30 protein-coding genes are annotated in these 23,567 nt (G+C 68.1%); all 30 read right to left on the reverse strand.

Going from position 1 to position 23,567, the window contains the following annotated elements:
• Nucleotides 1-1,098, reverse strand: a 1,098-nt coding sequence (locus G4X40_RS18655; protein WP_277834727.1) for a hypothetical protein, incomplete at its 3' end; no start/stop codon positions are given.
• Between the two features lie 30 nt (nt 1,099-1,128).
• Nucleotides 1,129-1,572, reverse strand: a complete 444-nt coding sequence (locus G4X40_RS18660) for a hypothetical protein (protein WP_277834728.1) — start codon at nt 1,570-1,572, stop codon at nt 1,129-1,131.
• Nucleotides 1,573-1,581: 9 nt separating this feature from the next.
• Nucleotides 1,582-1,992, reverse strand: a complete 411-nt coding sequence (locus G4X40_RS18665; RefSeq protein WP_277834729.1) for a phage upper tail fiber protein — start codon at nt 1,990-1,992, stop codon at nt 1,582-1,584.
• A 70-nt stretch (nt 1,993-2,062) separates the two neighbouring features.
• Nucleotides 2,063-2,974, reverse strand: coding sequence for a hypothetical protein (locus tag G4X40_RS18670; RefSeq protein WP_277834730.1), 912 nt, complete (start codon nt 2,972-2,974; stop codon nt 2,063-2,065).
• Nucleotides 2,971-3,702, reverse strand: coding sequence for a hypothetical protein (locus tag G4X40_RS18675; protein ID WP_277834731.1), 732 nt, complete (start codon nt 3,700-3,702; stop codon nt 2,971-2,973). Before G4X40_RS18675 ends, G4X40_RS18670 begins: the two co-directional genes overlap by 4 nt.
• A gap of 3 nt (nt 3,703-3,705) precedes the next feature.
• On the reverse strand, nt 3,706-4,053 hold the full coding sequence (locus G4X40_RS18680) for a hypothetical protein (protein WP_277834732.1): 348 nt from the start codon (nt 4,051-4,053) through the stop codon (nt 3,706-3,708).
• A complete protein-coding gene (locus G4X40_RS18685; RefSeq protein WP_277834733.1) occupies nt 4,025-4,411 on the reverse strand; it encodes a hypothetical protein in 387 nt (128 codons plus the stop codon). The genes G4X40_RS18680 and G4X40_RS18685 overlap by 29 nt, the downstream gene beginning before the upstream one ends.
• The gene (locus G4X40_RS18690) at nt 4,408-5,685 is read right to left on the reverse strand and encodes a peptidoglycan recognition protein family protein (RefSeq protein ID WP_277834734.1); all 1,278 of its coding nucleotides are present in this window, start codon (nt 5,683-5,685) and stop codon (nt 4,408-4,410) included. The genes G4X40_RS18685 and G4X40_RS18690 overlap by 4 nt, the downstream gene beginning before the upstream one ends.
• Nucleotides 5,682-6,287, reverse strand: coding sequence for a phage gene 29 protein family protein (locus G4X40_RS18695; RefSeq protein WP_277834735.1), 606 nt, complete (start codon nt 6,285-6,287; stop codon nt 5,682-5,684). Before G4X40_RS18695 ends, G4X40_RS18690 begins: the two co-directional genes overlap by 4 nt.
• Entirely contained in the window at nt 6,288-7,934 is a 1,647-nt protein-coding gene (locus G4X40_RS18700; RefSeq protein WP_277834736.1) for a Gp37-like protein, read from the reverse strand.
• 13 nt (nt 7,935-7,947) lie between these two features.
• Nucleotides 7,948-8,910, reverse strand: a complete 963-nt coding sequence (locus G4X40_RS18705; protein ID WP_277834737.1) for a phage tail protein — start codon at nt 8,908-8,910, stop codon at nt 7,948-7,950.
• Entirely contained in the window at nt 8,907-13,283 is a 4,377-nt protein-coding gene (locus G4X40_RS18710; RefSeq protein WP_277834738.1) for a phage tail tape measure protein, read from the reverse strand. The genes G4X40_RS18705 and G4X40_RS18710 overlap by 4 nt, the downstream gene beginning before the upstream one ends.
• A gap of 18 nt (nt 13,284-13,301) precedes the next feature.
• Complete coding sequence (locus G4X40_RS18715) at nt 13,302-13,565, reverse strand: hypothetical protein (protein ID WP_277834739.1); 264 nt, start codon at nt 13,563-13,565, stop codon at nt 13,302-13,304.
• A gap of 137 nt (nt 13,566-13,702) precedes the next feature.
• Nucleotides 13,703-14,140, reverse strand: a complete 438-nt coding sequence (locus G4X40_RS18720) for a hypothetical protein (RefSeq protein WP_277834740.1) — start codon at nt 14,138-14,140, stop codon at nt 13,703-13,705.
• Nucleotides 14,137-14,445 carry a hypothetical protein gene (locus G4X40_RS18725; RefSeq protein WP_277834742.1) on the reverse strand — a complete coding sequence of 103 codons (309 nt, stop codon included), beginning with the start codon at nt 14,443-14,445 and terminating at the stop codon, nt 14,137-14,139. The genes G4X40_RS18720 and G4X40_RS18725 overlap by 4 nt, the downstream gene beginning before the upstream one ends.
• Nucleotides 14,446-14,537: 92 nt before the next feature.
• The gene (locus G4X40_RS18730) at nt 14,538-15,332 is read right to left on the reverse strand and encodes a hypothetical protein (RefSeq protein WP_277834743.1); all 795 of its coding nucleotides are present in this window, start codon (nt 15,330-15,332) and stop codon (nt 14,538-14,540) included.
• Nucleotides 15,333-15,418: 86 nt separating this feature from the next.
• Complete coding sequence (locus G4X40_RS18735) at nt 15,419-15,817, reverse strand: hypothetical protein (protein ID WP_277834744.1); 399 nt, start codon at nt 15,815-15,817, stop codon at nt 15,419-15,421.
• A complete protein-coding gene (locus G4X40_RS18740; protein ID WP_277834746.1) occupies nt 15,814-16,068 on the reverse strand; it encodes a hypothetical protein in 255 nt (84 codons plus the stop codon). Before G4X40_RS18740 ends, G4X40_RS18735 begins: the two co-directional genes overlap by 4 nt.
• Nucleotides 16,068-16,388, reverse strand: coding sequence for a hypothetical protein (locus G4X40_RS18745; protein ID WP_277834747.1), 321 nt, complete (start codon nt 16,386-16,388; stop codon nt 16,068-16,070). The genes G4X40_RS18740 and G4X40_RS18745 overlap by 1 nt, the downstream gene beginning before the upstream one ends.
• Nucleotides 16,388-16,801 (reverse strand): hypothetical protein, encoded by a 414-nt coding sequence (locus tag G4X40_RS18750; protein WP_277834748.1) that lies wholly within the window; start codon nt 16,799-16,801, stop codon nt 16,388-16,390. Before G4X40_RS18750 ends, G4X40_RS18745 begins: the two co-directional genes overlap by 1 nt.
• Before the next feature lie 28 nt (nt 16,802-16,829).
• Entirely contained in the window at nt 16,830-17,135 is a 306-nt protein-coding gene (locus tag G4X40_RS18755) for a hypothetical protein (protein WP_277834749.1), read from the reverse strand.
• Between the two features lie 2 nt (nt 17,136-17,137).
• Nucleotides 17,138-18,073, reverse strand: a complete 936-nt coding sequence (locus G4X40_RS18760) for a phage major capsid protein (protein ID WP_277834751.1) — start codon at nt 18,071-18,073, stop codon at nt 17,138-17,140.
• 93 nt (nt 18,074-18,166) lie between these two features.
• A complete protein-coding gene (locus tag G4X40_RS18765) occupies nt 18,167-18,532 on the reverse strand; it encodes a capsid cement protein (RefSeq protein WP_277834752.1) in 366 nt (121 codons plus the stop codon).
• A 2-nt stretch (nt 18,533-18,534) separates the two neighbouring features.
• Entirely contained in the window at nt 18,535-19,716 is a 1,182-nt protein-coding gene (locus G4X40_RS18770; protein ID WP_277834753.1) for a head maturation protease, ClpP-related, read from the reverse strand.
• A 14-nt stretch (nt 19,717-19,730) separates the two neighbouring features.
• Nucleotides 19,731-20,987: a phage portal protein family protein gene (locus G4X40_RS18775; protein WP_277834755.1), complete on the reverse strand. Its 1,257-nt coding sequence runs from the start codon at nt 20,985-20,987 to the stop codon at nt 19,731-19,733.
• A gap of 12 nt (nt 20,988-20,999) precedes the next feature.
• Nucleotides 21,000-22,487, reverse strand: coding sequence for a terminase large subunit (locus G4X40_RS18780; protein ID WP_277834756.1), 1,488 nt, complete (start codon nt 22,485-22,487; stop codon nt 21,000-21,002).
• A complete protein-coding gene (locus G4X40_RS18785; protein WP_277834758.1) occupies nt 22,432-22,683 on the reverse strand; it encodes a hypothetical protein in 252 nt (83 codons plus the stop codon). Before G4X40_RS18785 ends, G4X40_RS18780 begins: the two co-directional genes overlap by 56 nt.
• A gap of 439 nt (nt 22,684-23,122) precedes the next feature.
• The gene (locus G4X40_RS18795) at nt 23,123-23,281 is read right to left on the reverse strand and encodes a hypothetical protein (RefSeq protein ID WP_277834760.1); all 159 of its coding nucleotides are present in this window, start codon (nt 23,279-23,281) and stop codon (nt 23,123-23,125) included.
• Nucleotides 23,278-23,436, reverse strand: coding sequence for a hypothetical protein (locus G4X40_RS18800; RefSeq protein WP_277834762.1), 159 nt, complete (start codon nt 23,434-23,436; stop codon nt 23,278-23,280). Before G4X40_RS18800 ends, G4X40_RS18795 begins: the two co-directional genes overlap by 4 nt.
• Complete coding sequence (locus G4X40_RS18805) at nt 23,433-23,564, reverse strand: hypothetical protein (protein ID WP_277834763.1); 132 nt, start codon at nt 23,562-23,564, stop codon at nt 23,433-23,435. The genes G4X40_RS18800 and G4X40_RS18805 overlap by 4 nt, the downstream gene beginning before the upstream one ends.
• Nucleotides 23,565-23,567 lie beyond the last annotated feature (3 nt).

Below are 23,567 nucleotides of genomic sequence, written 5' to 3' on the forward strand. Positions count from 1 at the left end.
CACGCCGAGCGAGCCGCGCACCGCCACCACAGTGCCCAGGTGTTCGCCACCTGACGGAGCGTTCGACAGCGCCGCGGCACCGGCGGTTCCGCCGTCGACCGCGCGCCGCGAGTACACGTACGTACGTGACGACACCCCGCCTGCCCCATCGGTCGCGGCGCCCAGAGTCCACCCAGATGGGACAGACGGGATCGTCGCATCCCACGTGGTGACGATCCACACCAGCAGATCCCCAGCTTGCACACCGGCCGGCGGGGTAGCCGACAGGGTCGCCGTGGTGGTCGAAACAGCGAGCGCACCGACGTACGTCGGTGGCGTGCCGGGCGCCGCGGACGCGGTCGCCGGCCGCATGATCCCAGTCGCCTTGATCCGCGGCGCAACCACGGCCGCGCCGGTCTGCTCGCCGCCAGGGAACAGGTTCGGCGACGGGTAGGTGTCGGCACCGGGGTAGGGGGCGGAGAATCCGTGTGCCGCGCGGAGGAACCCAGAACCGAGGAGGCGCGGTGCCCGCAGGCCCTCACCCCGCCCAGTTGCCGGCCGGACACGTCCGATCGCGGTCATGCGAGCCGCGGTGATGGTCACATCGCCCGATGCCGGCCGGACGCGTCCAGTGGCCCGCATCTTCGGTGCAACGATCAGCGCGTCCGCGGATACGACCGCGCTGCGAAGCATCGCGGTGCCCCGCATCTTCGAGGCGATCACATCGCCGTCGTCGAGGTGGCCCCACTTCAGTGGCGGGATCATGAACCCGGACGCAGTCATGCGCTGCACGGGGGCGACAAGCGCATCTGCGGTCACTGTGGGTGCCACGATCCGCCCGGCCGCAAGCATCCGTCCGGCGGCGATGTCGACGCACGTCGACACCGCGACCGCCTGCGACATCGCACCCGACCCGCGCATGACGCTAGCGGCCACCAGCGAGTCCGCGCGCGCTGCAGCGGCCCGCATCCGGCCGGCCGCGAGCAGCCGCGAGGCCCGCACCACGGCCGACCGAGTTCCGTCCCACACGACCTTCTCGCCCAGGTACGCCCGCACCACGTGCCGGGTGCCGACGCGCATGTAGGAGGCCGACTGGCCCCGCTTGAACACTCCCGGCATCCGCCGACCTCCTACCTAGCGTTGCGGTTGTCAGGCTGCGGTCAGGCCGGCGAACCCGAGCGCATCCAACGTGACCGCGAACTTGCCCGCCGTGGTCGACACGTCGCCACCGAAGTCGATCCACCCGATCAGCGGCTTGTTCGTCGCCGGGGTGTCGTCGTAGATCACCGCATACCGGGCGGTGATCGTCGACGCCGGCCACTCCGGGTTCGCGGCGGCGATGTTCACCGTGTCCGTGCCCGCGTCGTAGGTGACCGCAACCGAGTTGAGGGTGAGCCCGCCTGCGGTGTAGCCGGTGCCGACCGCCTCGCTCGTCACCTGCGCCTTGTACTGGTGCGCATCCTTGTCCGGCGAGTACGCGGACGTGACGAGCATGATCTTGAGTGTGTCGCCGCCGTTCGCCGACGATGCGATCTTCACCTCCTTGTTCAGTGCGGACAGGAGGAACTTGCCGTACATGGTTCCGGTGGCCATCGTGTGCTCCTAGTTCTCGGTGACGATGTAGAGGGTCTGTGGGTCGGGGGTAGCGATCTGCTCGTACGCGGCCTGGGTGAGCGCCTGGACGCGGTGCACGTCGCCGCCGTCGCGCACCCATCCAGTACCGGGCGGGAGCGCGTCGGGGAGACCAGCGTCGATCAGTGGCCACAGCCGGATCGGTGCCGAGCTGGCCGGGATCACGATGTCGTAGGCGTGGGGTCCGATCTGGACGCGCGCCGGGCCGGGGTCGAGGTCGGTGGTGGTGAGCACGCCCGCGACGAGACCGAACGTGTGCCGACGGGTGGTGACAGTGCCGGTGTGGGTGTCGTTCTCCCGCAGCACCGTCGTCCAGAACGTCACCGTCGACGTGTCAGGGACGCCGGCCAGGTCGGCGATCTGCTCCGAGATGACTGTCACGCGATCACCCGACCGAACTGGTACAGCGCCACGAAGTGCAGCACCTGCCACAACACGAACATGGGGCCTCCTAGCTGAGGGTGCCGCCGTCGGGGACGGTCGGCGCGTAGTTGATGTGGTCGACATCGCGGGACCAGCGCGACGCGTACAGGCCGGACTTCTCGGTGCCGCCGATGCACCGCACGTAGCTGCCGTTCGCGCCCCAAAACCACGACGACGCGTCCGGGCCCTTCCATGCCATCGACAGCCGTACCGAGCACCAATGGCTCGGCGCGGAAGGATCGTCCGCGGCCGGCATCGGCGGGAGCACGAACGTATGCGAGAAGTGCGACGACTGCTGCCGCTCCGGTGGCAACGGACCGTATGGTCCGGAGTCCCAGCTCGTCACCACCGTGGTCGCCTCGAACGCGCGAGCCGTGATGAGTCCGCCGGCGGCGTCGACCACCTCCACGATGTAGGTGGGGGCGATCGCCTCCTCGATGTGATGGGTCGCGAATACCGGAACGCCGCCGGGCAGGGTGTAGTAGTAGCGCAGCTCGTCGTGATACGCGCGGTAGGCGACGGACATCATCACGTCGACCCGCCACAGCCCACCGGCCGTGAGCCGGATCTGGCCGTGGTACTGGTCTGATGAGTCGATCGCTGCGTTCTTGGCCGGGCCGACCTGGCGGTCGAATGGGACGACGACGGCCGCCTTGTTCTGCGGGAGCTGCCAGCTGTGCCCCATCACCGCGCACCCGTAGCCGGACGAGTTGTCGAGCAGATCCGTGCGGTCGTTCAGGGTGAGCTGTCCGTCCTTCATCTCGGCGACCTTCGAGCGGAACTCGCCCTGCTTGGCGCGGAAGTTGTTCTGCGCCTGACCCCACGAGTCCAGCACGGGCGTCTTCATCGCAGCCTTCGCGGACGCTTCGGTGATGTCCTGGCCGTAGCGGGAGCCGACCACCCACGCGCCGTCCGGTGCGGAACCACCCGGTGTGGTCACGACAGCATCCCGCCGTCAGGGACGGTGGGCAGCACCAGCGCGTTGTCGATGCCGGTCGACCACTTGTTCACCGACAGCGCCGATCTGGTGGTGCCGCCGAAGATCCATGCGCCGGACTGCTGGTGCTTCAGCTCGAGGTGCACGGCGTAGTTCGGGCCCGGCAGCACGAAGGTGTGACTGAACGCTGCGGTCTCGGCGCCGGCCGACGTGATGACGACATCGAACGTCTTTCGGGAGAACTCCGTCGATCCAGTCATCACGACGATCGACAGCTGCGCCACCACGAACTGAGTCGACCCGAACCATCCCGGCGGGGGCGGGTAGAACGTCACGTGGGCGTCGCAGCGCCACAACCCCTTGGTGCCCATCGTGATGCCGTTCGACTCCGGGGTCGCGTCATCACGCGGGCCGATCTGGGTGTCGAACGGAAGTGTGATCCACTTTCCGCCGTTGACGTTCCAGTTCTTCGACATGAACAGGCAGCAGTAGCCGCGGGCGCCCTCGAGCAGATCGGTACGGTCGGACAGTTCCAGCTGCCCGTCCTTGAGGCCGTCGATCGCCGTGCCCCACGAGTCGAACTCGCCGTGCCACTCTTCCTGCGCCTCGCCCCAGCTGCCCAGCGAGGCGCCGCGAATGATCGCCTTCGCGGACGCTTCGGTGATGTCCTGGCCGTAGCGGGAGCCGACCACCCACGCGCCGTCCGGTGCGGAACCACCCGGTGTGGTCATCGGCTACTCCTCATGCAGGGGCGGCGGGTCGGGTACGTCGATCCCGGAATCCCGCAGCCGCTTGGCGACGTCGTGGTCCCACTGCGCGTGGGAGCGGAAGATGACTGCCCGCCTCGCCTTGTCTTCCCGGTCCGCCTTCTTGTGGTCGGCCAGCTCCTTGCCGAGCCGGTCGAGCTGCTTCTGCTGCGTCTCGACCATGTTCTGCGCGATGTCCGTGAACACCTTCGCGGTGTCCGCCCGCGTCTTTCGGTGCGCGAGCCACCAGGCGATGATCGCCAAGAAGATCGGCCCGGCGCCGATCGCGGCGAGCCAATCCTGGGCGCTATCCACCGAGCCTGCGCTCGAGGTCACGGCGCGCAGCATCAGCCGCGGCCGCGCCCTGCGCGATCACCGGCGCTGCAGTCGCGACGACGCGCTGCTGTGCCTGGCTGAGCCGAAGCTGTGCGCGCTGCAGGTTCCTGGCCGCCGACTCGACGTCGGGGACATTCAGAGTCACGGCAGACTTCGGCGCCGGTGCCGGGGTGCGGTCGACGTGCAGCACCGCGACCACGAGGCCCGCGGCGCCGAGGACCTGCGCGACCAGCCCCAGCCACTGATCCGACTGATCCGAGGTAATCCACCCGACCGCCGCGCCCGTCGCGAGCACCGCGGCGAGCACCGCGTACACCGCCTGCCGGACCGCCGGCCACTTCGCCATCAGCGCGCTCACCGCTGCACCCCCAGCTTGTCGGCGAGCTTCTCGGCGAGGCGCTCGGTGCGGTAGGTGGCGGCGTCGATGCACTGCTGGAACGTCGGCACATCGAAGTTCGGCGGCGCGGTTCCATCGGCCGGCGCTATCAGCGACGGACGCTGGCCGCACATCGCAGCGTGGATCGCTCGGGTCTTGTCGAGCAGTTCGCGCTGCTCGGCGTCGGACAGTGCCATCAGTAGACCTCCCTGGTCGGTGGGGTTGAGGCGCGCGTTCACGCGCCGGATGAACTCGTCCATCGGGAAACCGTCGCCCGGGTCGGAATGCCCGCCGCCGCGGCGCCCGAAGTCGCGGTGCCCGACAATGCCCTTCGGCCGGATCGGCCAGCCCGAGCGGCCACCGTCGCCGGCGTACACCGCGGGAATGCCGAACTGCTGGCAGGCCGCCGCCGCGGCTTGGGCGGCGCGGTCGAGCATCGCGGACTCGTTGAGCCCGTCCGCCGTGTCGGTCGACAGCCACCGGTCCGGCGACCAGCTCGCGTACGACCCGGCCAGGCAGATGTGCACCGCGATGTCGTTGGCCTCCATCGCGGCCCACGGGGCTTCGGTCACGGGCACGTTCAGCACGGTGCGCTCGTCGTCGACGGCGAGGTTGTAGGACACCTGGTTCGCGTTGCAGAACCGTGCGAGCCCAATCGCGTCACCGGTGCCGCCTTCCTGCGTGTGGATGGCGATGTAGTCCGTGCGGACGCGGGGGCCGTTGCTGTTGCCCGTCGCGTTCGCCGGGGTGGTGGGGTTGAACCCGAACAGCGTGTCGGTGATGCCGTAGTCCGGCACGGTCGCCTCCGGTGTCGTGCCGCGGGTGGCGGCGTCGTAGATGGTCTGCGCCTCGGCCATGCGCTCGTCGTAGCGGTTCGGGAACGCGGATGCCTGCACGGCCTGCGCCCACCCGCCCGGGGTGCGGTCGGCGAGCTCGTACGGCAGCTTCGCGAGTCGGGCGAAGAACAGGCCAGCCGAGCTGGTCGGGTCCATGCAAGTGCGGGCGTCCGCCCACCACCACTGCCCGTTCGCTCCGCGCCGCACCTGCTGCTGGAACGCACCGACGCTGAACCCATCGAAGCCCACCGCGTCGTGCGGCAGGTCGATACTCTCGGGCACCTTCGGGTTCGCGTAGACCACGATGTTCGTCTCGACGAGCATCGTCGCGATGCCGATCACGATGCCCCGCGGCGTGATACCGCGGCGTCGGCCCTCCGCGATCACCGCAGCGACGATCTGGTCTCGGGTGTAGTTCATTCGGCCGGCCACCTCCGCAGGATCTGATCGCGGTGCTTGCCGGTCATCTCCACCGCCAACACCCGCCGCCGCTCCTGCTCACCGGCCGCCATGAGGTAGCCGTTGACAGTCGAGGGGGAGTGGTCGCCGGGCTGGAACAGCTCACGCGCACCGGCCACTGCAGCGACGTCCGCCACTGGCGGCTTGTCCTTGACGACGCCGGTGTAGCGCAGCTGCTCCGCGACCACCTCCTGCTCGTGCGGGGTGTAGTCGTCCATGTTCGGGATCGACACAGGGCTCGGGTCGTCGTCGTCAACCGGCACCCACGCCGCGGACCCGTTCAGCGTGTGCTGCTGCCCGCGGTACGGGGCCCGGAACTTCAGCTTCGGCTCGGGCAGCTGCGAGACGTGGATCATCCCGTTCTCGTCGGCGAGCTGCGCGATCGTCGGGGCGTGCACGAACGCAAGATCGACCAGCCGCTGTGACCACAACTCCCGGGTGTCCGGGTGCATCGTGAACCCCTGGCCGGCCCCGCCGAACGGCAGCGCGACGAGTGCCCACTGGAAGCACTGCCGCGGATCGTCCTGATCGCACGTCTCGAGCGTTGGGAGACGCTCGCCCATCTACATCACCCCCAGTTCCTTGAGCATCGACAGGAAGTCCTGCAGCATCGAGAACGCCTTCATCACCGGGTCCTCGAATTGCCTTGCGCCGATGGTGATCTTCCAGTTCGGTGTCGTGGACCGATCCCACGCGAGCACCAGCTCGCTGACGCGGTCGACGAAGATCTTCCCGGGCATTTCCCGGATCGTTGTTCCGATGCGGTCGCCGAGGAAGAAGTGCCCGTGCCCGCGTTCACCGATCCGCCACGGACAGCCGTCTGCGATGGTGACCGTGTGGGATGTGGTGCCGCGGGTCTGGTACATGCCGGTGCGCATCGCCAGCAGCCACGCCAGGGTGTACGCCCGGTCCGCACCGTCCGCCCACTTCTCGTGGTAGTGTGACCAGCCCAAAGCCTGTGCGCGACTGACGTTCTTCCACTTGCCGAACGCGAGGATCGTGTCGGTGTACAGCGGCTTGAGCACCGCATCGATCGCGCCGCCCAACGGTGGGACGCCGGGGATCATCGCCGTGAGGTCGCCGACCGTCTGGATCGCTGCGGAGATCAGCTCGTTCACGCCGGGCATTGAGTGCCCGCCCGCGACCACCCCGACATCAGTCGGGGGTTTGATCGAGAACGACGACGACTGAATCCCGGTGTGCGGTCCGTCGCGGAACACGACCGCCGGCATCGACGGGACCGTGCCCATCCAGCCCGGCTCCCGGTACTGCGCAGGGATGTTCGGGTCCGGCACAGTCTCCACGGTCTCGTCGAGCCCGTTGCCGCCGATGTTGACCAGCTCGCGGATCAGGCCGCCGAACAGGTCGCCACCGAACGATGTGCCGGTGTTCCACGCGGACTTGTCGACCAGGTCGAACACGAGGCAGCCGTGCCGCACGTTCGCGCCCGGCCACGGGGGAGGGTCGCCCTTGAGGTGGCGGCGGCACTCCCACGACAACTGCGCGTCGTCGACGGTGTTCTTCCCGACGTCGTGCATGTTCTTGAACCGGGCGTGCACGATCGCGCCCACTGACCGGTCCGGCTCGAGGTCAGGCTTGACGACCATCGACCAGGTGGACTGGTCGAGGTTGTTCCACTTTGACGGGTCCATCGGATTGTCCGGCAGCATCCACAGCGACGCCTCGAGCCGAAGGATGTTCACGAACAGCGTCGTTTTCAGCGCCCACTTCGCCGGCCCGAACAGCACCCACAGGCGCGGGAACTGGATCTCCGCCGGCAGGAACGGATTCGACCAGGCGAGGATGTGTTTCAGTTCCTCGTAGTCGTGCTTGAAGATGATCCGGCAGGTCCGCTGTCCCTGCTCGTTCGTGACGATGAGGACGTCGTCCATTCGTCCGGACCAGCGGGCGCCGTCCTTGTCGACGGTGACGTGGATGTTCTGCGTGGACCGGTTGTGGACCTCGTACGCCCAGCGGGACAGGAAGTAGTCGACCGGCATCTCGATCGAGGCTGTTCCGGTCTCGTTGTCGAGCCACTGGAAGTTCGCGGAGTTCTCGCGCTTGCAGATCCCGCGCAGATTCCAGTTGCCGTCCCACAGCCGGACCAGCGGCGGTGCGATCCGCTGGACTCGGTCCTCGCGGAGCCGGTCGGCGATCTCGGCGAACGCGGAATCGAAGTCGATCTGCGGGTCGATCGTTGGTGCCGTCACCGGTCACCTCCTCTCACTCAAGCCCCCACGGCCGCGACCACGGCCGCCGGCACCGCACCTGCACCGACCAACCGGACGCCGCGTTCGACACCCCGACGGGCAGTTGGGTTTCTGGCGTGTACGGCGGCACCGAATACAGGAACGCAACCCCATTCATCTGCGCCCACAACGGCTCACCCGATCCGGGTTTGCCGAGCTTCCCGTTCGACTTGCGCAGGAACGTCACGACCTGCCCGTCGCGGGCCTCCGGGTCGGTGTCGACGAGGATCGACTGATTGGCGATCGACGGCCCGGGCATCCAGATTTGCCGGGCCGCGTCCTCATCGGCCCGGTCGTATTCGTCGCTGCCGAACGAGAAGTCGGGCAGCAACGCCTTCGCGGCGGGCACCGACTGTGGTTGCCACACCAGCCATATCGGGTTGTCGGTCGGGTTCGACACGGCGACGTCGCCGAGTTGTACCTTGTGCCCGGTCTCCGATGACGGATCGGCCGGTCGGGTGTCGATGGTCGACGTCCAGGTGTCGGTGACGTCGTCCTCCCACCACCACGGGTTGTGGGCACGGCACGTCATCACCACCCGCTCCACCTCGCCCTGGAACGGATCCGACTCCGGTTTGAAGATCGGCTGCTGCGCCAGGCGCAACGACAGATACCGGCGGGACTCCTCCGTCTCGATCCACAGTCGGCAGTCCCTGTCGTACGCCCACGCCTTGCGCCACTCGGAATCGTTCTGTGCCCACGAGTTGCCGTTGTCGTCGGTGATGACGACACCGAACACGATGTCCCGGTGCAGATTCCGCAGGCCGCCGTAGTCCGATCCCGTCTGGAATGCGGCCGCGTTCGCGATCGTCTGCACCGGGGCATCCCAGATGCCGTCGACGTCGGTCGCAAGGTAGACACCCTGGTCGCCGCATCCCTCACCGGAGAGCCGGAACCAGGTCCCGTTCACCCCTTCGAGTTCGACGATGGTGTTCACCTGCTACCGCCCATCCCGGCGGCCTGCTGGCGGCGCCGCTTGTCGACTTCCCGGAACGCTTCCTGCACATCGGCGACGACGATCGTCACGCCGTCGTTGACGCCCTTCGCGCCGAGCTTGAACAGCTGCGGCAGAGCACCATCCGAGCCGGACACGCCGAGGTCGGACAGGAACTGGTCGGTGTTCGCCTTCGCGAAATCGTTTAGCCCATACCGCTTCTCACCGCTGTAGGCGGATTCAGCACCGGTGCCGCCGACCGGAGGTGTCGACGACGGCGTGGACCCGCCGGGCGTCGTGGACGTGGACGGCTCGACCGGTCCGCCGGTCATGCCACGGAGCACGTCGACGAAGTCGGGCCGCTCGAGCACCTTCACCAGCCGCTCGAACGCCTCGGTCATCTCCGGCGACAGAACCCGCTCCGGCTTGAGGGTGTTCTTCATCATCGCGCCGATCCCGTTTGCGATGCCGCCGTTGTCGTACCAGCCGTTCTGTTCCCAGAACGCCTTCGCCGCCAAGGGATCGCCGTAGCGGTCCTTGATGTACCGGGCGCCGGCCGCGCCCTGGATACCCGGGTTCGGGTTCTCGTCGGGCAGGTACTGCGCCTTGGTGGAGTCCTTGAACTGGAACAGTCCGAACGCGCCACCATCGGGGTTGCGGTTCGTCGGGTTCCAGCTGGATTCCTTGCCGATGATCCACTGCGCGGCATCCCATTCGGCGCCGGTGTCCCACCCGTAGGCGGCGAACGCCTGCTTGACCTGATCCATCACCGGGCCGGTCCCAGGCGTAGACGAACCGCCTTCGGAGCTGCCCGCCTTGCCGGCGAGGAAGTCGTACACCTTGCCGCGCATGTGGTCGAACACCGTCTTCGGCAGACGGCCCACATCGGAGTCCCCGAAGGCGGGGATGTTCCGTCCGATCGGGGCCATGACCGCGTTGAACGCGTCCGCGACCCGTCGCCGCAACCACCCGAATAGGCCGCCGCCTCCGGACCCGGAGCCGCCGGACTTGAACTCGCCGCCGATCTCGGGAAGGAAGTACCGCAACCCGAACATGCCGTTGTCCGCGCCGCGGGCGGGACCGCCCCAGCGGACACCGTTGTCGCCGGACGATTCGGCGTTGGTGCCGTCGATGGTGCCGGCCATGTGGGAGTTCTCCCCACCGCCGCCACGCATGACGCCGATCGACACCCGGCCGCCGAGTCCGGGCTTCCAGCCCATCGACTCGAAGTTCGATTCGGTGTTGAACTGGCGGCCGGATCGGGCGGCCATCCCATTGAGCACGTTGATGATCCCCGACCACAGGCCGGAGCAGTCCCACGACGGGTCACCGACACCGCCGTACTGGTACGGCTTTCCGTCCTCGCCCGCCATGAACGCCTTCGCTCGGCCGACCGCCGCGTCCGCTGCGGATCCGCCACCGGCGAGGTAGGTGCGCCCGTTCGCGCCGACGAACATGCCCTCGGCGAGCGCCTTCCCGTTCGCCGTGACCGGGTGGTAGTTGAGCCGGTCCAGGTTGCTGGTGCCGATCGCCGACACGGCCTTCGCGTTGAGGACGTACTCGCCGTTCGACAGCATCGCGGGGATCTTGTCGTCGGTCGGCCCGCCCGGGCCGGACACCCGGCCGCCGGTCGCGAACTTCGCCAGCTCGCCGAGCTTCGCCTCGGGCAGCTCCGGCAGGTGTAGCCATCCGGCGACCTTGTTCCACGCGTTGCGGATGCCGTTGTTGTAGACGGCATCGACGACGAACTTGACCGGCTTGGCGACGATCCCGCGGATGGTGTCCCACACCTTGCCGATGAACCCGACCGCGGAGTCGAACGCGGTCTTGACCGTGTCGAGCCCGGACTTGAGCACGGTCCACGCCGGGGTGATCACATTGTCGATCACCCAGCGGATACCGGCACCGAGACCGTCCCACGCGGGCTTGATGACGTTCTCCCACACCCACTTGAAGAAGTCACCGACCGCCCCGAGCGCCGCCTTCAATGCCGACCACGCCGGGTTGATGACGTTCGCCCACACCCAGTTGATGCCGTTACCGAGCGCAGTCCACGCCGGGTTGATCACCGAGTTCCACACCCACGCGAAGAACGATCCGACCGCGCCGAGCGCGGCCTTGAGCGCACCCCATGCGGGCGAGACGACGTTCGTCCACACCCACGAGATGCCGGCACCGAGCGCATTCCATGCGGGCTGGATGACGCTCGTCCACACCATCTGGAAGAACGCGCCGACCGCGGAGAACCCCGCCTGCATCGCCTCCCACGTCGGGGCGAGCACGGACATCCACAGCCACGATGCGACCGCAGCGAGCCCGTCGAACACCGGCTTGATGACGCCGACCCACACCGACTGGATGACCCCGGAAAGCAGGTTCCACGCGATCATCACGGGGGTGATCAGCACGGCCATGAGGACTGCCGCGGCGATGCGCGCCGCGAGGGCGAGACCATCGAACACCGGCTTGATGATCGAGTTCCAGGTGAACGACAGGGCCGCGCCGATCGCGTTCCACGCCACCGTGAACGCGCCCTTGATCTGATCCCAATACTTCGTGACCACCGCTACCAGAGCGCCGAGCGGTCCGCCGATGATCGTGATGATCAGCCGCCAATGGTCCTTGATGAAGTCGACAGCACCGCCGATGCCCTTCGCGATCCCCGACGCCACACCGGAAATGACCTTCCCGAACGCGGCGAACGTCGGCTTCAAAAACCCATTCCACACCGCCGAGGTGGCCGTTTTGATGCCGTCCCACGCGGACTGAACCACCTTGCGGAAGCCCTCGAAATGCTTGTACGCGTAGATGACACCAGCAACCAGCCCGGCCAGGGCAACCACAATGAGGGTGACCGGGTTTGCGTCCATCACGAGGTTGAGCGCGGCCTGCGCGATCGTCCACGCCTTGACCGCACCGACGACGGCGAGGATCGCGCCGCCCATCGACCCAAGGATCGCGCCGATCGGCTTGAGCACGTCGACATGCTGGCCGAGGAAGTCCATCGCCTTCGAGATGTCGCCGAACACCCGCTCGGCCACCGGCTGCAGGTCGGCCATGATGTTGTTCTTGAGGACGACGAGCTTGTCCTTGAACGACACCGTCGCATCGGCGGTCGCCAAAATGCCGTCGCCGGCGACAGCGGCGGACTTGTGCAGGTTGTCGAGGTTCAACACCCCTGCCTGGAGGGCGTCGAGGAAGGCTGGGGCCTGCTTCGCGCCGAACAGCTTCGCCGACAGGTCCAACGCGCCCGCCTCGTCGCCCGCCGCCAGCATCGCGTCGATGCCGTCGACGGCGTTGTTGAGTGCGACGTTCATGTCCTCGCCGGGCTTGGCGACGTTGACCAGGCCCTTCGCGAGCCCCTTCGTCATCGCATCCGCGTCGAGACCGGACTTTTCCAGCCGGGTCATCAGATCCGCCGACTCGCCGATGTTCAGTCCCAGCGCCCGCAGGCTCGGTCCACCCTTGTCCAGGCTCGCGACAAGGTCGTTCACGGACACGCCACTGTTCTGCGACGCCTTGAACAGTTGATCCATCGCCGCGCCGGTGTCCTGCGATTCGACACCGAACCCACGCATCGCCTTGCCGAGTTGCTGCACATTGATCGCAGCACCCTGCAACCCGCCCAGCTCGACAACCTGACGGCCGACCGTCTTGAGGGCATCCCCGGTCAGGCCCATCGTCTGATTGACCTGCGCGGTGGCCTTGCCGATCTCCTCGAAGCTGGCCGGCGTTTCCCGGCCGATCTGCGTGGCAACCGCGTTGAGTTCCTTGAGCTTGTCGCCGCTCGCGCCGGTCGTCATCACGATCGTGCGGGACATCTCGTCGAACTGGGACCCCATATCGAACAACTGCTTGCCGACCATGCCGACCGCACCGGCGGCGATCGCACCGAACGCCTTGAGGTGATCCCCGGAGACGATCGACTTCTTTCCGATGTTCTCCACACCGGTCGCGGCGTCGTCGGAGGCCCGCTTGACGCCGTCCTGCGCACGCTCGTAGTCGGCGGACGCCGCCGACACCTTGCGGGTGGCGGCCTCGTGCCCGCGCTTCGCGTCGGCGACCCGGGCTTCCGCCGCGGCGATCTGCGATGCGGTCGCGTTCGACTTGTCCCGCGTCTCTTGCAGTTTCAGCTCCGCGACACGCACCTTGTCGGATGCGCTGGCCTCCTTGTCGCGGGCCGCCGCGAGGGTGCCGGATGCTTTCTCGACGGCAGCCTTCGCCGACTCGATCCCGACTGCCACAGCCTGCCCGGCATCCTGCCCGGCCTTCTTCCCGGCCGTGACCAGCGGAGCGCCGAGTTCGCCCGCAAGGTTGCCCTGCAAGCCCTTGAGCACGGGGATTACCTGGAGTGCGGCATAGCCGATGGTCGTCACGGGCGCACCACCTTTCGGCTAATCGGAGGGTTGCGTGCTGGTGAGTGCGCGTTTCTCGCGGCGGCGTTTCGCCGCGATCCGCTGCCGCCGCAGCCTGGCCCGCTCCGGGGTCTCGCGCACGTCGATGCCTTGCTTGCGCGGGTTCGGCCGGGCCGGATGCTCCTTGCCGGACAGGACGTGCACGACGTCGGAGAGCAGGTAGGCGTGATCGTCCCAGCGGGGGCGGCCGTCGTTGAAGTGCTTCACAATCCGGGCGTCGCCCGGCAGGTCCTGGATCATCACCCAGATCTCCCGCAGCGTGAGCCTGCGGGTGCCGTCGGCGGCGAACCTCCACCGATCCGAGTAGCGGACCCCGTAGATGCGACGTAGGTCGGCTTCTACGAGGTCCGCGTGCTCGTCGAGGAATCGGTAGAGGAACGTCAGTTTCCCGCGCCGCCGAACCCGAACTCGTCGGCGATCCGCTCGGAAAACGCTTCGAAGTCCCGCTTCTTGGGGTGCCGGACAATGAACTGGGCCCACTGCCTCGGGCCGAGTAGGTGCTCGATCGCGTCGATGTGCTGCTGCCTCGAGAATGCCTGCACCGCGAGGATTGGCCAGTCGTCCTGATCGGCCGGGACTTCGTACTCGCGGCCGCCGAACTCGATGACGACCATCTCGTCACCCTCGGCTTCGCGCCGCGGCGCGGGCTTGCGCTTCTTGGGCTTGCGGTCCTGCGGGCGCGGCGCGTTCGCGGGGATCTTCGACCGCTGCCGGGTACGGGCGCGGGCGGCCTGCAAGTCGTCGGCCGGCTCGGCGACCGCATCGGTGTCCTCGAAGTCGTCGTCGAAATCGTCGATGTCGTCGTACTGGTCGCTCATGGGTGCGGGTTCCCTTCATGGTTGGTGGTGAGTCCGTCTCGGCGCACGAGCGCCGGCGCGATCGCGACGACGACCTCGGATGCCGCAGCGTGCGTGAAGCCCTCGGCCATCAGGTCGGAGTGCAGCGCGTACAGCGCGGCGGCCGTGGACCGGCTCGCAGCCGATGGTTGGTCGAGCCGCTCGATCTCGTCGCGGGCCGCGGCCACAGCGGCAGCGATCCGCGCTCGTTGCGAACGTGGGTACGGTCCGGCGTTGCCGAGTCGCTCCCACGCGGCCTGGATCTCTTCTTCGGTCGGTAGAGCCATGTGCGGGTTCTCAATTCGTGCGTGTGCGGGTTCCTGGATGTCGGCGGCGCGGCGAACCCGCACGGAACTCCGCGCCGCCGACGCTCAGGGGGTCATGAGACTGTGACGGTCCCGGACGGGGTCAGCGACGCACCGGAGCCGGTGAGAGTTCCGCCGTTCGCGAGGGTGACCGTGTAGGGGCCGCCCGCCGAGCCGGTGACGGTGACGTTGCTGGCACCGACCGTCGACAGCGCGCCGACCGCGGTCTTGACAGCCGCCGCGGTCGCGTCGTACGCGATCCCTGCGGTGGTCTGCCCGTCGACGGTCAGCGTGAACGTGCCACCGGTGGGGGAGCCGCCGAGCGCGACCGTCTTGGTGACCGGGGAAGTGGAGGCCTGCCGGTCGAACAACTCACCGGCACCGTTCGCGAACAGGCCGCACTGGACCTCCCACTTGGTGATGTCGGACTCGTTGCGGTTGTTCGCGGGCACCCAGATACGGGCGCGCTGCGTCGACCACAGCCGCTCCTTGTCGCCGAAGTCGGACGTCGTCTCGAAGCCGATCCACCGGTAGACGGGCTTGGGCATGACGAGCTTCGTCTCGGTCGACCCGGGCCAAACCAGACCGCGGACAGTCGGGTTGTCCTCGAGCGGACTGAACTTCCGCGACAGCTCGAAGTTCTTGGCGCCGATCTTGATCAGGCCGATGCCCCAGCCGTAGTGCTTGGCCTCGTCGGACGACCGGTCCTCGGAGAATCCGTCGTCGCCGTCGAGGATGCCCGCCTCCGGCCAGATCGCGTCGTCGACGTCGGTGGCGATGTCGGTCGGCAGCGCCGGGCGGGTGGGAGCGTCGGACAGGAACACCCGGGCATCGGCCCAGATCTTCGCGAGGTCAGGGTTTCTGGCCATGACAAATAGCCCCTCTCGGGTTTGGGTTGATGTGAGGTATGCGGGTTCACCCACCCGTGAGGGGTGGTGGAATCGAGTGCGCCCGATCAGGCGGTGGTGCGGATGGTGACGCGGAGCAGGAACGACGCCATCGCGGCGTGGTTGTCGCCGTCGCGGGCGTCGAGCAGCGCCGACGGTTCGGTGGTGTGCGCGACACCCGGGATACGGTCGGCGAGCAGGAATCCCATACAGCGGGACGCGACGGCACGCGCCGCGCTGCGACCCTTCGCCCACACGGTCACCCGGATCATTGGATGGGTGGCGACCGGCCACGACGCGGCGCCGCCGTCGTCGAACACGGCGACATGCGCAGGCCGGTCGGGGGTCCAGGTGGCGGGCAGGTTCAGCGCGACCGTCACCCCCGGATCGGTGGCCGCGAGCCGCGCCGCGAGGTGGTCCTTGACCTTCCCGGCCGCGTCGGCGGGGAACCGCAGCGGCCGGGTCACCGCAGCTTCACCGGGATACCGAGGGCGGCGGCGGCCTTCGTCAGCGCCCCGTCCTTCGCCTGCCGGTCGGCCGGCACCCTCACCGTTGCGGCCCTGCGGTCGGTGGTGTACTCGACCACCTCCGCGCCCGTGCCCGCGTTGGCGGCAATGTCCCGGGCCGCGGCGTTGACGACGGCCGCGAACTCGGGAGACTTGAGCAGTTCGGCGATCTCGCGCCGGTTGAGTTTGATGCTCACCCCGGTCTCGCTCATCACCCCTCCGTCCGGTAGGCGTCCACGACCAGGCAGGGCAGGTCGTCATCGGGCCAGTCGCTGCCCCCCGCGACGACGTGATAGTCACCGCCCCGCACCGTCACCACCGCGCCGGTGGGGATACCGCCGGCGGGCGGGGCGGTGAGGTAGAGGCGGATGGTATTGCGGATCGTGTTGCGGCCGTGCACCAGATGCTCGACCGGGCCGAGCGGTTCGACCACACACCCCGACACCGTGACCGGAGCGCCAGGATGCGTGACCGGATCGTCGTTGCCGTCGACCCCGACGCCAGGACGGAACGTCACCGTCTCGGTGTGCATCACAAGTTCCTGTAGGTGCGCGGCAGCCGGATCGGGTCGACACCGGGTGACCGGTCACCGAAGAACGCCCGCGGGCCGGTCGGCTTCCACAGCCCGAGCAGCTGCAGGTGCGATTCGGTGAAGTCGAGCATTTCCGCGAGCCGTGTCGGATCGGCCGCCGCACCGGACTCGGTGCGCGGCCCAACCGTCTTCGACCACGATCCGCGGCCCTCGAACTGGTTGCGCTCGAGTGCCGACCGGACCACACCGATCGACACGATCTTCGCGGCCGGGTCGGCGGCGTCGATGCCGGGTTTGCGGCCCCGGATCCACAGGGCCGCCGCGGTCAGCAGCAGCCCGGCCCAGGATCGTTCCACCGCCGAGAGGGGGCGCCAGGTCGCTTCGACGTCATCCGGTGTGGCGAACGGGTCCATGACGCCCACCTCCCATCGGGTGTTGTATTCAGTCGGCGAGCGCGATCAGCTCGGACTTGGACAGCTTCTCCGCCTCGGCCTGCTCGAGTCCCTGCGCGACCGCGTAGGCGACCCACGTCGACTTCGGCGCAGTCGCCGCCGGACGGCCGTCCTTGACCGGCTTCACCTGCGGCGGTTCGATGCGGCCGCCCCGGCTAACGATCAGACCAGCATCGGCGAGCCGGTGCGCGTCGGCGTCGGCGAGGTGCTCGATCGTCGCGCCCCGGTAGTGGTAGCCGAGCCTGCCCAGCTCGTCGGCCACCACCACCAGCGGCGCAATCACGGTGAACGACACGGTCAGACCTTGTTGATGAAGATCGCGGCGTTCGGCTCGGTGATCACCGGGACGGTGACGCGGCGGGCACGGATGCGCCACTGGTCGTTCTCGTCGTCGCGCATCGTCTTGACCTCGATGCCGGCGGCACCGTCGGAGGTGACGTAGCCGGGGCCGCCGAGCTGCTCGTCGGCCATGCCGCCGAGCACCCGCGAATCGAGGACCAGCGCCTTCCCGCCGACGGGCAGGTTCGGGGTGCGCAGCCACCGCAGACCGGCCACGACCGGGAAGTCGCCCGTCTGCACCGGCGCCGAACCGTTCTCCCGCGGCAGCAGGTTCGCGATCTTGTCGTCCGACATGACCGCCGCCCACGTCAGATCGTCGACGACGACGGTGTCCGGCTCGTAGCCCTGATTCAGGGCGCGGATCGTCGCCACCGCCTTGAGCACGTCCGCGAGGATCTTCGGGGTGCCGGCGGTCCAGTTACCGGACCCGGCGCCGCCGGTCGCGTCCATCGTCTGGGTGACCTGCGAGGCGATCGCCGACATGGTGAACCCGTCGATGGTCTTCACGAGCTGGTTGACCTGCTTGGTCAGCGCCCGGTTGATCGGGTCGAATGCGGCCCGCTTAATCGACTCGTCGGTGATCAGCGAGTCCTGGCCCCACTTGTCGACCTTCGCCAGCTGCGCCGGTCCGGTGCCGATGGTGGTCAGCGGGTACTCGGCGCCGGGGGCGACAGCCTGCGGCGAGCGGTCCGAGTAGATGTTCTCGTTCTGCTCGTAGAGCACCGCGCCGCCGGACACCTGGAACCGCGACGACAGCAGCATGTCGCCGACGAACCGCTGCTGCGCGATCGTGCGGAGCTGCCGCAGGATCAACGTCGGGGATGCCATGAACCGGTTCGCGCTGAGCACGTCACCCGTGAGGACGGGCGGCTGCGGCGGGTAGGAGATACCCATGATGAAACCTCTTTCCGCCCGTCACGCGGGCAAAGGGAAACCCCGCCGGCACAGCGCCTGGCGGGGTTGAAGTGGTAGTGCGGTCGGGCCGGGTCAGCGGGCGAGCTTGACCCACACCTTCCCGTCAGCAGCGGTCGAGATCGCGACACCGACGACCTGGCTGTAGTCGGTGACCGAGCCGATGGTGGCGACCTTGCCGGACGCGGCGGGAATGACCGCGGCCCCAGCGGTGATCGCAGCTGACGCCGCGAGTTCCTGCACTCCCTCGGTCAGCACGGTCACCCGGGCACCGGACGGCGCGTCGTAGGCGGCGACGCCAACCCACGCGGCGGTCGCGGTGCTGGTGGGGGCGACGGTCTTGTCGCCGGAGATGGCGAGCAGCTGCCCACCGGTGACCGCCGCGGAGGTGGTCAGGGTGAACTCGTCGCCGTCGTCGAAGATCGGTGCGTAGTCGGACATGGTCACGCCTCCTGTCGGCCCGAGATGCGGGCGAAGAACTCGTCGTCGGACACGGTCTGCGGGGCGTCGACGGCGTGGCCGATCTCGGCGACCGGGATCGTCCCGGCGGCCAGCGAGTTGAGCACCTCGGCGTGACCCGGATCGGCGGCCAGCAGCGACACCCACCGGTCCCGCGATGCGGGCGCGATCTTCCCGGCGGCGACCGCCGAGTCGACCAGCGCGGACCGGTCGTCGGCCTCCTGCCGGGCGCGGGCCTCCTCACCGCGGCGGGCCGCGGCCTGCAAGGTGGCGAGCTGCGCGGCGTCGATGGCGACAACCCCGTCGGGCAGCCCCGCGGCCGGCGCAGCGGCCGGGTCGGTCGCGGCGTCGAGCGCCTCGTCACGCTCCGCGACCACGGCGGTCACGGCGGCCAGCAGGGCCTCGTCGGTGACCTCGGCATCGGTGATGCCGAGCGCCTCCCGAAGACCCTCGTTCAAAGTCGGCATGATGCCGTCCTCTCGGTTGATTTCGGATTCCTCTCCACGCTCGGCAGAGAGAGTGTGTGCGGCGATGATCGCCGGGGCGGGCGCCTGGGTTCGGCCCGCATGGTTGAAGATCGACAGGTCGAACGACGCCGACACCACGGCATCCGCCGTGCCGGAAGGGGTTTCGACACGATCCGCCAGGCCCGCGTCGACAGCCTCCTGATCGGAGAACCACGTCTCGGCGTGCATCGCGGCCCGCCACTGCTCGACCGTGCCACCAGCACGCTCCGCATAGATCGAGGCGATGTTGTTCGACACCCGCTCGAGGTTGTCGGCCATCTCCTGCATCGCCTTCGCGTTCCCGGACAGGGCGCCGGACGCGTCGTGGATCATCATCTCCGCGTTGCGGCTCATCACGACCTGATCACCGGCCATCGCAATGAAACTGGCTGCGCTGGCGGCGAGCCCGTCGACGACGGTCGTCACCGTGGCGGAATGCCCCCGCAACGCGTTCATGATCGCGATGCCGTCGAACACGTTCCCGCCAGGAGAGTTGATCCGCACCGTGATCGCCGGCGCGTCGATGCGGGCGAGATCACGCACGAAACTGTCAGCCGAGACGCCCCAGTACGAGTCGATCTCGTCGTAGATGAACACCTCCGCCGCCGTATCCGGTTCGGTGTTGTTGACGATCCGGTACCACGGCTCGCGCTTGCCCATCGGGCCTCCTGTGCTCACGGGGTCGTGCCCGTCGTGTCCTGCTTCGGCGGCAACCCGAACTGGGTGCGCACCGACTGCTCGAGCATCCGGTCGGGGAACAAGATTCCGGCATCGACGAGCAACTTGATCGCCTCCGCAGTCGCGTCCCGGCGGCTGCCGATCTCGTCGAACACGATCTTCGGGGCGATCTCGTCCTCGCCGAAGTTGATGTCGACGATGTCCTCGACGATGTGCTGGTTCGCGGTGTCCGCGACCTGCTGCGCCAACGTTTGCAGCGACAGGACGAAGAAGTCCGCGAACGTCGACCCCAACGCCCACGACCCGGTCTGCGCGCCGAGGTTCAGGAAGTGCGCCAGCACCGCCCGGCCGATCTGCTCGTCGTGGTAGCGGATCGCCGGTGTCGCATCGGGCAGGTTGCCCTCCACACCCAACAGCCGCAGCTTCGCCTCCCACGGCACCGCCGCGCCCGAGGCGTCCCCGGACCGGAACGACGTAGCCATGTCCCGGCCGGCTTCGATGTCCTCGGTCGAATCCGACGGTCCGGCCTGGTACACGGGCACGCCCATGCCGTTGCGTTCGATGGTTTGTGCCTGCACCCGCAGCAGCCGGTCCTTGATCACCCAATGCTTGTAGGCGGGCCGCAGCAGCGAGTTACCAATCCAGTTTCCGCCCTCGCGGTCGTGCACGTACGCGACCAGCCGCGACACTGGGATCACCGACGACGACGGGGAAGTCGTGCCGTAGTCACCGGCCACACCCATCGGGTATTGGGCGATCGACTCGAGCCCACCGTCGCGGGCCACCCTGATCGACGCGATGGTGCGCGGCATCCGCGGCGCCAGCTTCGCCAGCCGGGCATGACCCGCAGCGTCGATGCGGTACACCTGCTCGAAGAACATGTGCCCGTACTGGATCATCAACAGCGCCAGTTGCAGATGGTCGCCCCACGCGAACCGGCCCTTGGAGCGGGTGGCGTGCAGCTGGGGTTCCTCGCCGAGCAGCGGCAGCCGCAGATCCTCCGCGACCATCTGCGCCACCTCGGGTCGCGCCCCGTTCGGGTCGATCCGCCACTGGGTGCGGCGCACCGGAAGTGTCACCGCCCGCAACACTGACGTGACCTGCGCATCCTGGCGGCGCATCATCTCGTACACGCGAGACGACATTGGCCACCGAAGCTCCGGCGTCGACTCGGCATCGAGCTGCCAGTAGTCGCCGGGATAGGCGACGGCATAACCGATCTCAGACTTTGGAACACTCGTGATGTCGGGCATCGTCACCTCCTCTCAGAATCCGGCGGACATCAGGTCGGCGGTCTCACTGAGCACGCCTCCACTGTCGGTCTTCGTAAACGTCGGCCGCTGCGGCGTTCTCGTCGCCCGCGCACCGAACGTGAGCAGCGCCCACCGCGCCAACGTCGCCGCGACCAGCGGGGAAATCACCTGCGCACCCTTGCGGTTCCACGCCCACCCGCCGCCGGACAACTCCCGCTTCGTCGCACCCTCGAGCGATTCCGCCAGTAGCGGATCACCGGTGTGCGACAACAACTGTCCGACCGCGTCGTCGTAGAACCCGCCGCACGCCTGCACCAACTGCGCAGCGGTCGTCGTCTCCGGCTCGATGCCCTCATTGAGCAGGTCCGGTAGCAGCGACATCGCCGGGGACTGCTTGTCGATCACCAGCGCGCACGGATTCCACCGCGCCACCAGATCGACCAGCGTCGACACCACACCGGCGGTCGGTGCCTCATGAAACCCGACCTCGAGGTGGATCTGCCAGGTCGCGGTGCGCGACGCCGCAGCGATCGAACACCACTGCCGCGACGGGTCCATGTCCACCGCCAGCGCAATCGGACCGATCAGCTTCGGTGACGCATCGGCCATGCCCGACCACACCTCCGGGTCAATGACCCGCTCGTGGTCATCGGCGTTCGGATCAACCCAGATACCCAACCGCTCACGGGCGAACTTCTCATCGTCCATACCGTTGCGTTCGACCGACCGCACAAAGTCGCGGTCCAGGCGAATATCCAACCCAGGGTTGGCGATCCACCACGCCCGCTCATCGTCAAGATCCGCATCATCGGGCGCGGACCACTCGTAGAACGACAGCCGGTCCTCACCGGCAATGCCGCGGGTTCGAATCTTCGCGAGCTGCTCGGACGCCTCCATACCGGCCGAGGACACGTACCAGATCTGCGCATTCGGCACCGCCGCCAACGTGGGCAGCATGTCCGCGATCAACTCCGAGTCGAGGTTGAACGCCTCATCGAAAAACATGGTGTCGCCGGTGAACCCGCGACCTGACCCGTTCGAGCGGGCGAAGAACTGCATCCGGCCCCAGTCCAACTCGATGCCGGTCTCTTCGTTCGACTGCCGATACCGGCCCTTGACGAGCCGATCCAAGTCCGGGGTCTGCTGGCACAGGTCGCGGATGCGTCGGTACATCTGCTTCGCCGTCTTGAACTGGTGCGCCGAGTAGATGATCATCGGATCCCGCGTGAGGAACATCGCGGCGAGCTGGCGGGCCTCGATGACCGCGCCCTTGCCGTTCTGCCGCGGCACGATCAACCCGATCTCGAACGCCGCCCACTTCCCACCCCGGCGTTCCCCTAGCGACTCCTCGAGCACGAACTGCTGCCACGGGTCCAGCTCGAGTCCGGCGTGCGCGGACAGGTCGATCGCGTCCTGGCCGAGCGTCGAGAAGAACGGCGGGCAGCTATGAAGACGCGGACGCTGATTGTCGATCACGTCGACGCTTGGCGAGGTCGTCAAGGAACGATCCCTCCTCCGACGTGCTCGACGCGGCGATCTCGGCGAGCACCGACTGCAATCGGCCGGCGAGCGCCGCCACATCCCGCGGCGACTCGCACATCTCCAAATCGGCCGCCAAGCGGTCCCTGAGCGCGGTGAGCGCCGTGACCTGGTCGCCCGATGCGACAGCCGCCGCGAGCCCGCCAGAATCGGCCACGGGCACCTCCTGTGCGTGTGGAAATTCGGCGTGGGGAGAGAGAAGCCTGACTGGCTGCCGTGGGGAGTCATGGCCCCCGGGTCGATATTTTTCGGCGGATTGCCTTGTCACCAGTCCAGGGCGCACCAGCGGGACCGGTCCGATGGGGTCGGTTCGATGTGCTGCCCGGTCAGTGCGGGGCGTTGCGTGTCCCTGCTGCCGTCTCCGCGCTTCTTGTTGCACCGCCCGTGAAGCAGCCGGTCGGCTTTGGTGCCTCCATGGGCTCTAGCGACGCTGTGGTCGGCCGCGAGTGCTTCGTTGTCCCAGTTGCGGGCTGGGTCTCGGTGCATCGGCTGGTTGCACCACCAGCACGGTGCGCCGTCGACGTGTCGCGTAAGGAGCCGATCGCGCTGCTTCTGGTGTGACCAGCCGAGACCTTTCTCGGTGGTGGTGCGGCCCGTCATGTCCGCGCCCGCATCGCCTCTGACCTCTGGGCGAGGAGCTTGTCGATCTGGTGGGGGATGTCCTTGTGGCGCAGTCGGTAGCCGTGTGCGTCGTAGCCGCGCTGTGCGAGACGGAGTTGCCCGTCGATGCGGGCGATGGTCTCGGCCGGGGTCATCGCTTGCGCCAACCCGCGCGAGGGATCGGGTCGTGGTGGCAGTGCACGTGCACGGTGATCGGCTCGACCGGTGCGGGCTGCTGCTGGGCGATGGCCTGCCCGATGCGGATGAGCACCTGGCCGGTGAGCGAGGTGATGGCGTCGATCGGGTTCACGACCGGGCCACCAGGCGGTAGTGGTCTGCTCGTCCTCGGCAGGTGACGTTGTGGCGGTGGAGGAGTCGACAAGCGATGCGGCCGGTGATCCAGACGGCGTGTTCTGCGATGGTGTCGATGACGTTCACGCT

This window comes from Speluncibacter jeojiensis, assembly GCF_029589495.1.
GTDB lineage: Bacteria > Actinomycetota > Actinomycetes > Mycobacteriales > Mycobacteriaceae > Speluncibacter > Speluncibacter jeojiensis.

Bases quoted from the DNA above. Each gene is read 5' to 3' on its own strand.
- G4X40_RS18660 (WP_277834728.1), bottom strand. From the start codon at position 1,572: ATGGCCACCGGAACCATGTACGGCAAGTTCCTCCTGTCCGCACTGAAC.
- G4X40_RS18675 (WP_277834731.1), bottom strand. From the start codon at position 3,702: ATGACCACACCGGGTGGTTCCGCACCGGACGGCGCGTGGGTGGTCGGC.
- G4X40_RS18690 (WP_277834734.1), bottom strand. From the start codon at position 5,685: ATGAACTACACCCGAGACCAGATCGTCGCTGCGGTGATCGCGGAGGGC.
- G4X40_RS18695 (WP_277834735.1), bottom strand. From the start codon at position 6,287: ATGGGCGAGCGTCTCCCAACGCTCGAGACGTGCGATCAGGACGATCCG.
- G4X40_RS18720 (WP_277834740.1), bottom strand. From the start codon at position 14,140: ATGAGCGACCAGTACGACGACATCGACGATTTCGACGACGACTTCGAG.
- G4X40_RS18725 (WP_277834742.1), bottom strand. From the start codon at position 14,445: ATGGCTCTACCGACCGAAGAAGAGATCCAGGCCGCGTGGGAGCGACTC.
- G4X40_RS18730 (WP_277834743.1), bottom strand. From the start codon at position 15,332: ATGGCCAGAAACCCTGACCTCGCGAAGATCTGGGCCGATGCCCGGGTG.
- G4X40_RS18740 (WP_277834746.1), bottom strand. From the start codon at position 16,068: ATGAGCGAGACCGGGGTGAGCATCAAACTCAACCGGCGCGAGATCGCC.
- G4X40_RS18745 (WP_277834747.1), bottom strand. From the start codon at position 16,388: ATGCACACCGAGACGGTGACGTTCCGTCCTGGCGTCGGGGTCGACGGC.
- G4X40_RS18750 (WP_277834748.1), bottom strand. From the start codon at position 16,801: ATGGACCCGTTCGCCACACCGGATGACGTCGAAGCGACCTGGCGCCCC.
- G4X40_RS18760 (WP_277834751.1), bottom strand. From the start codon at position 18,073: ATGGGTATCTCCTACCCGCCGCAGCCGCCCGTCCTCACGGGTGACGTG.
- G4X40_RS18765 (WP_277834752.1), bottom strand. From the start codon at position 18,532: ATGTCCGACTACGCACCGATCTTCGACGACGGCGACGAGTTCACCCTG.
- G4X40_RS18770 (WP_277834753.1), bottom strand. From the start codon at position 19,716: ATGGGCAAGCGCGAGCCGTGGTACCGGATCGTCAACAACACCGAACCG.
- G4X40_RS18775 (WP_277834755.1), bottom strand. From the start codon at position 20,987: ATGCCCGACATCACGAGTGTTCCAAAGTCTGAGATCGGTTATGCCGTC.
- G4X40_RS18795 (WP_277834760.1), bottom strand. From the start codon at position 23,281: ATGACCCCGGCCGAGACCATCGCCCGCATCGACGGGCAACTCCGTCTC.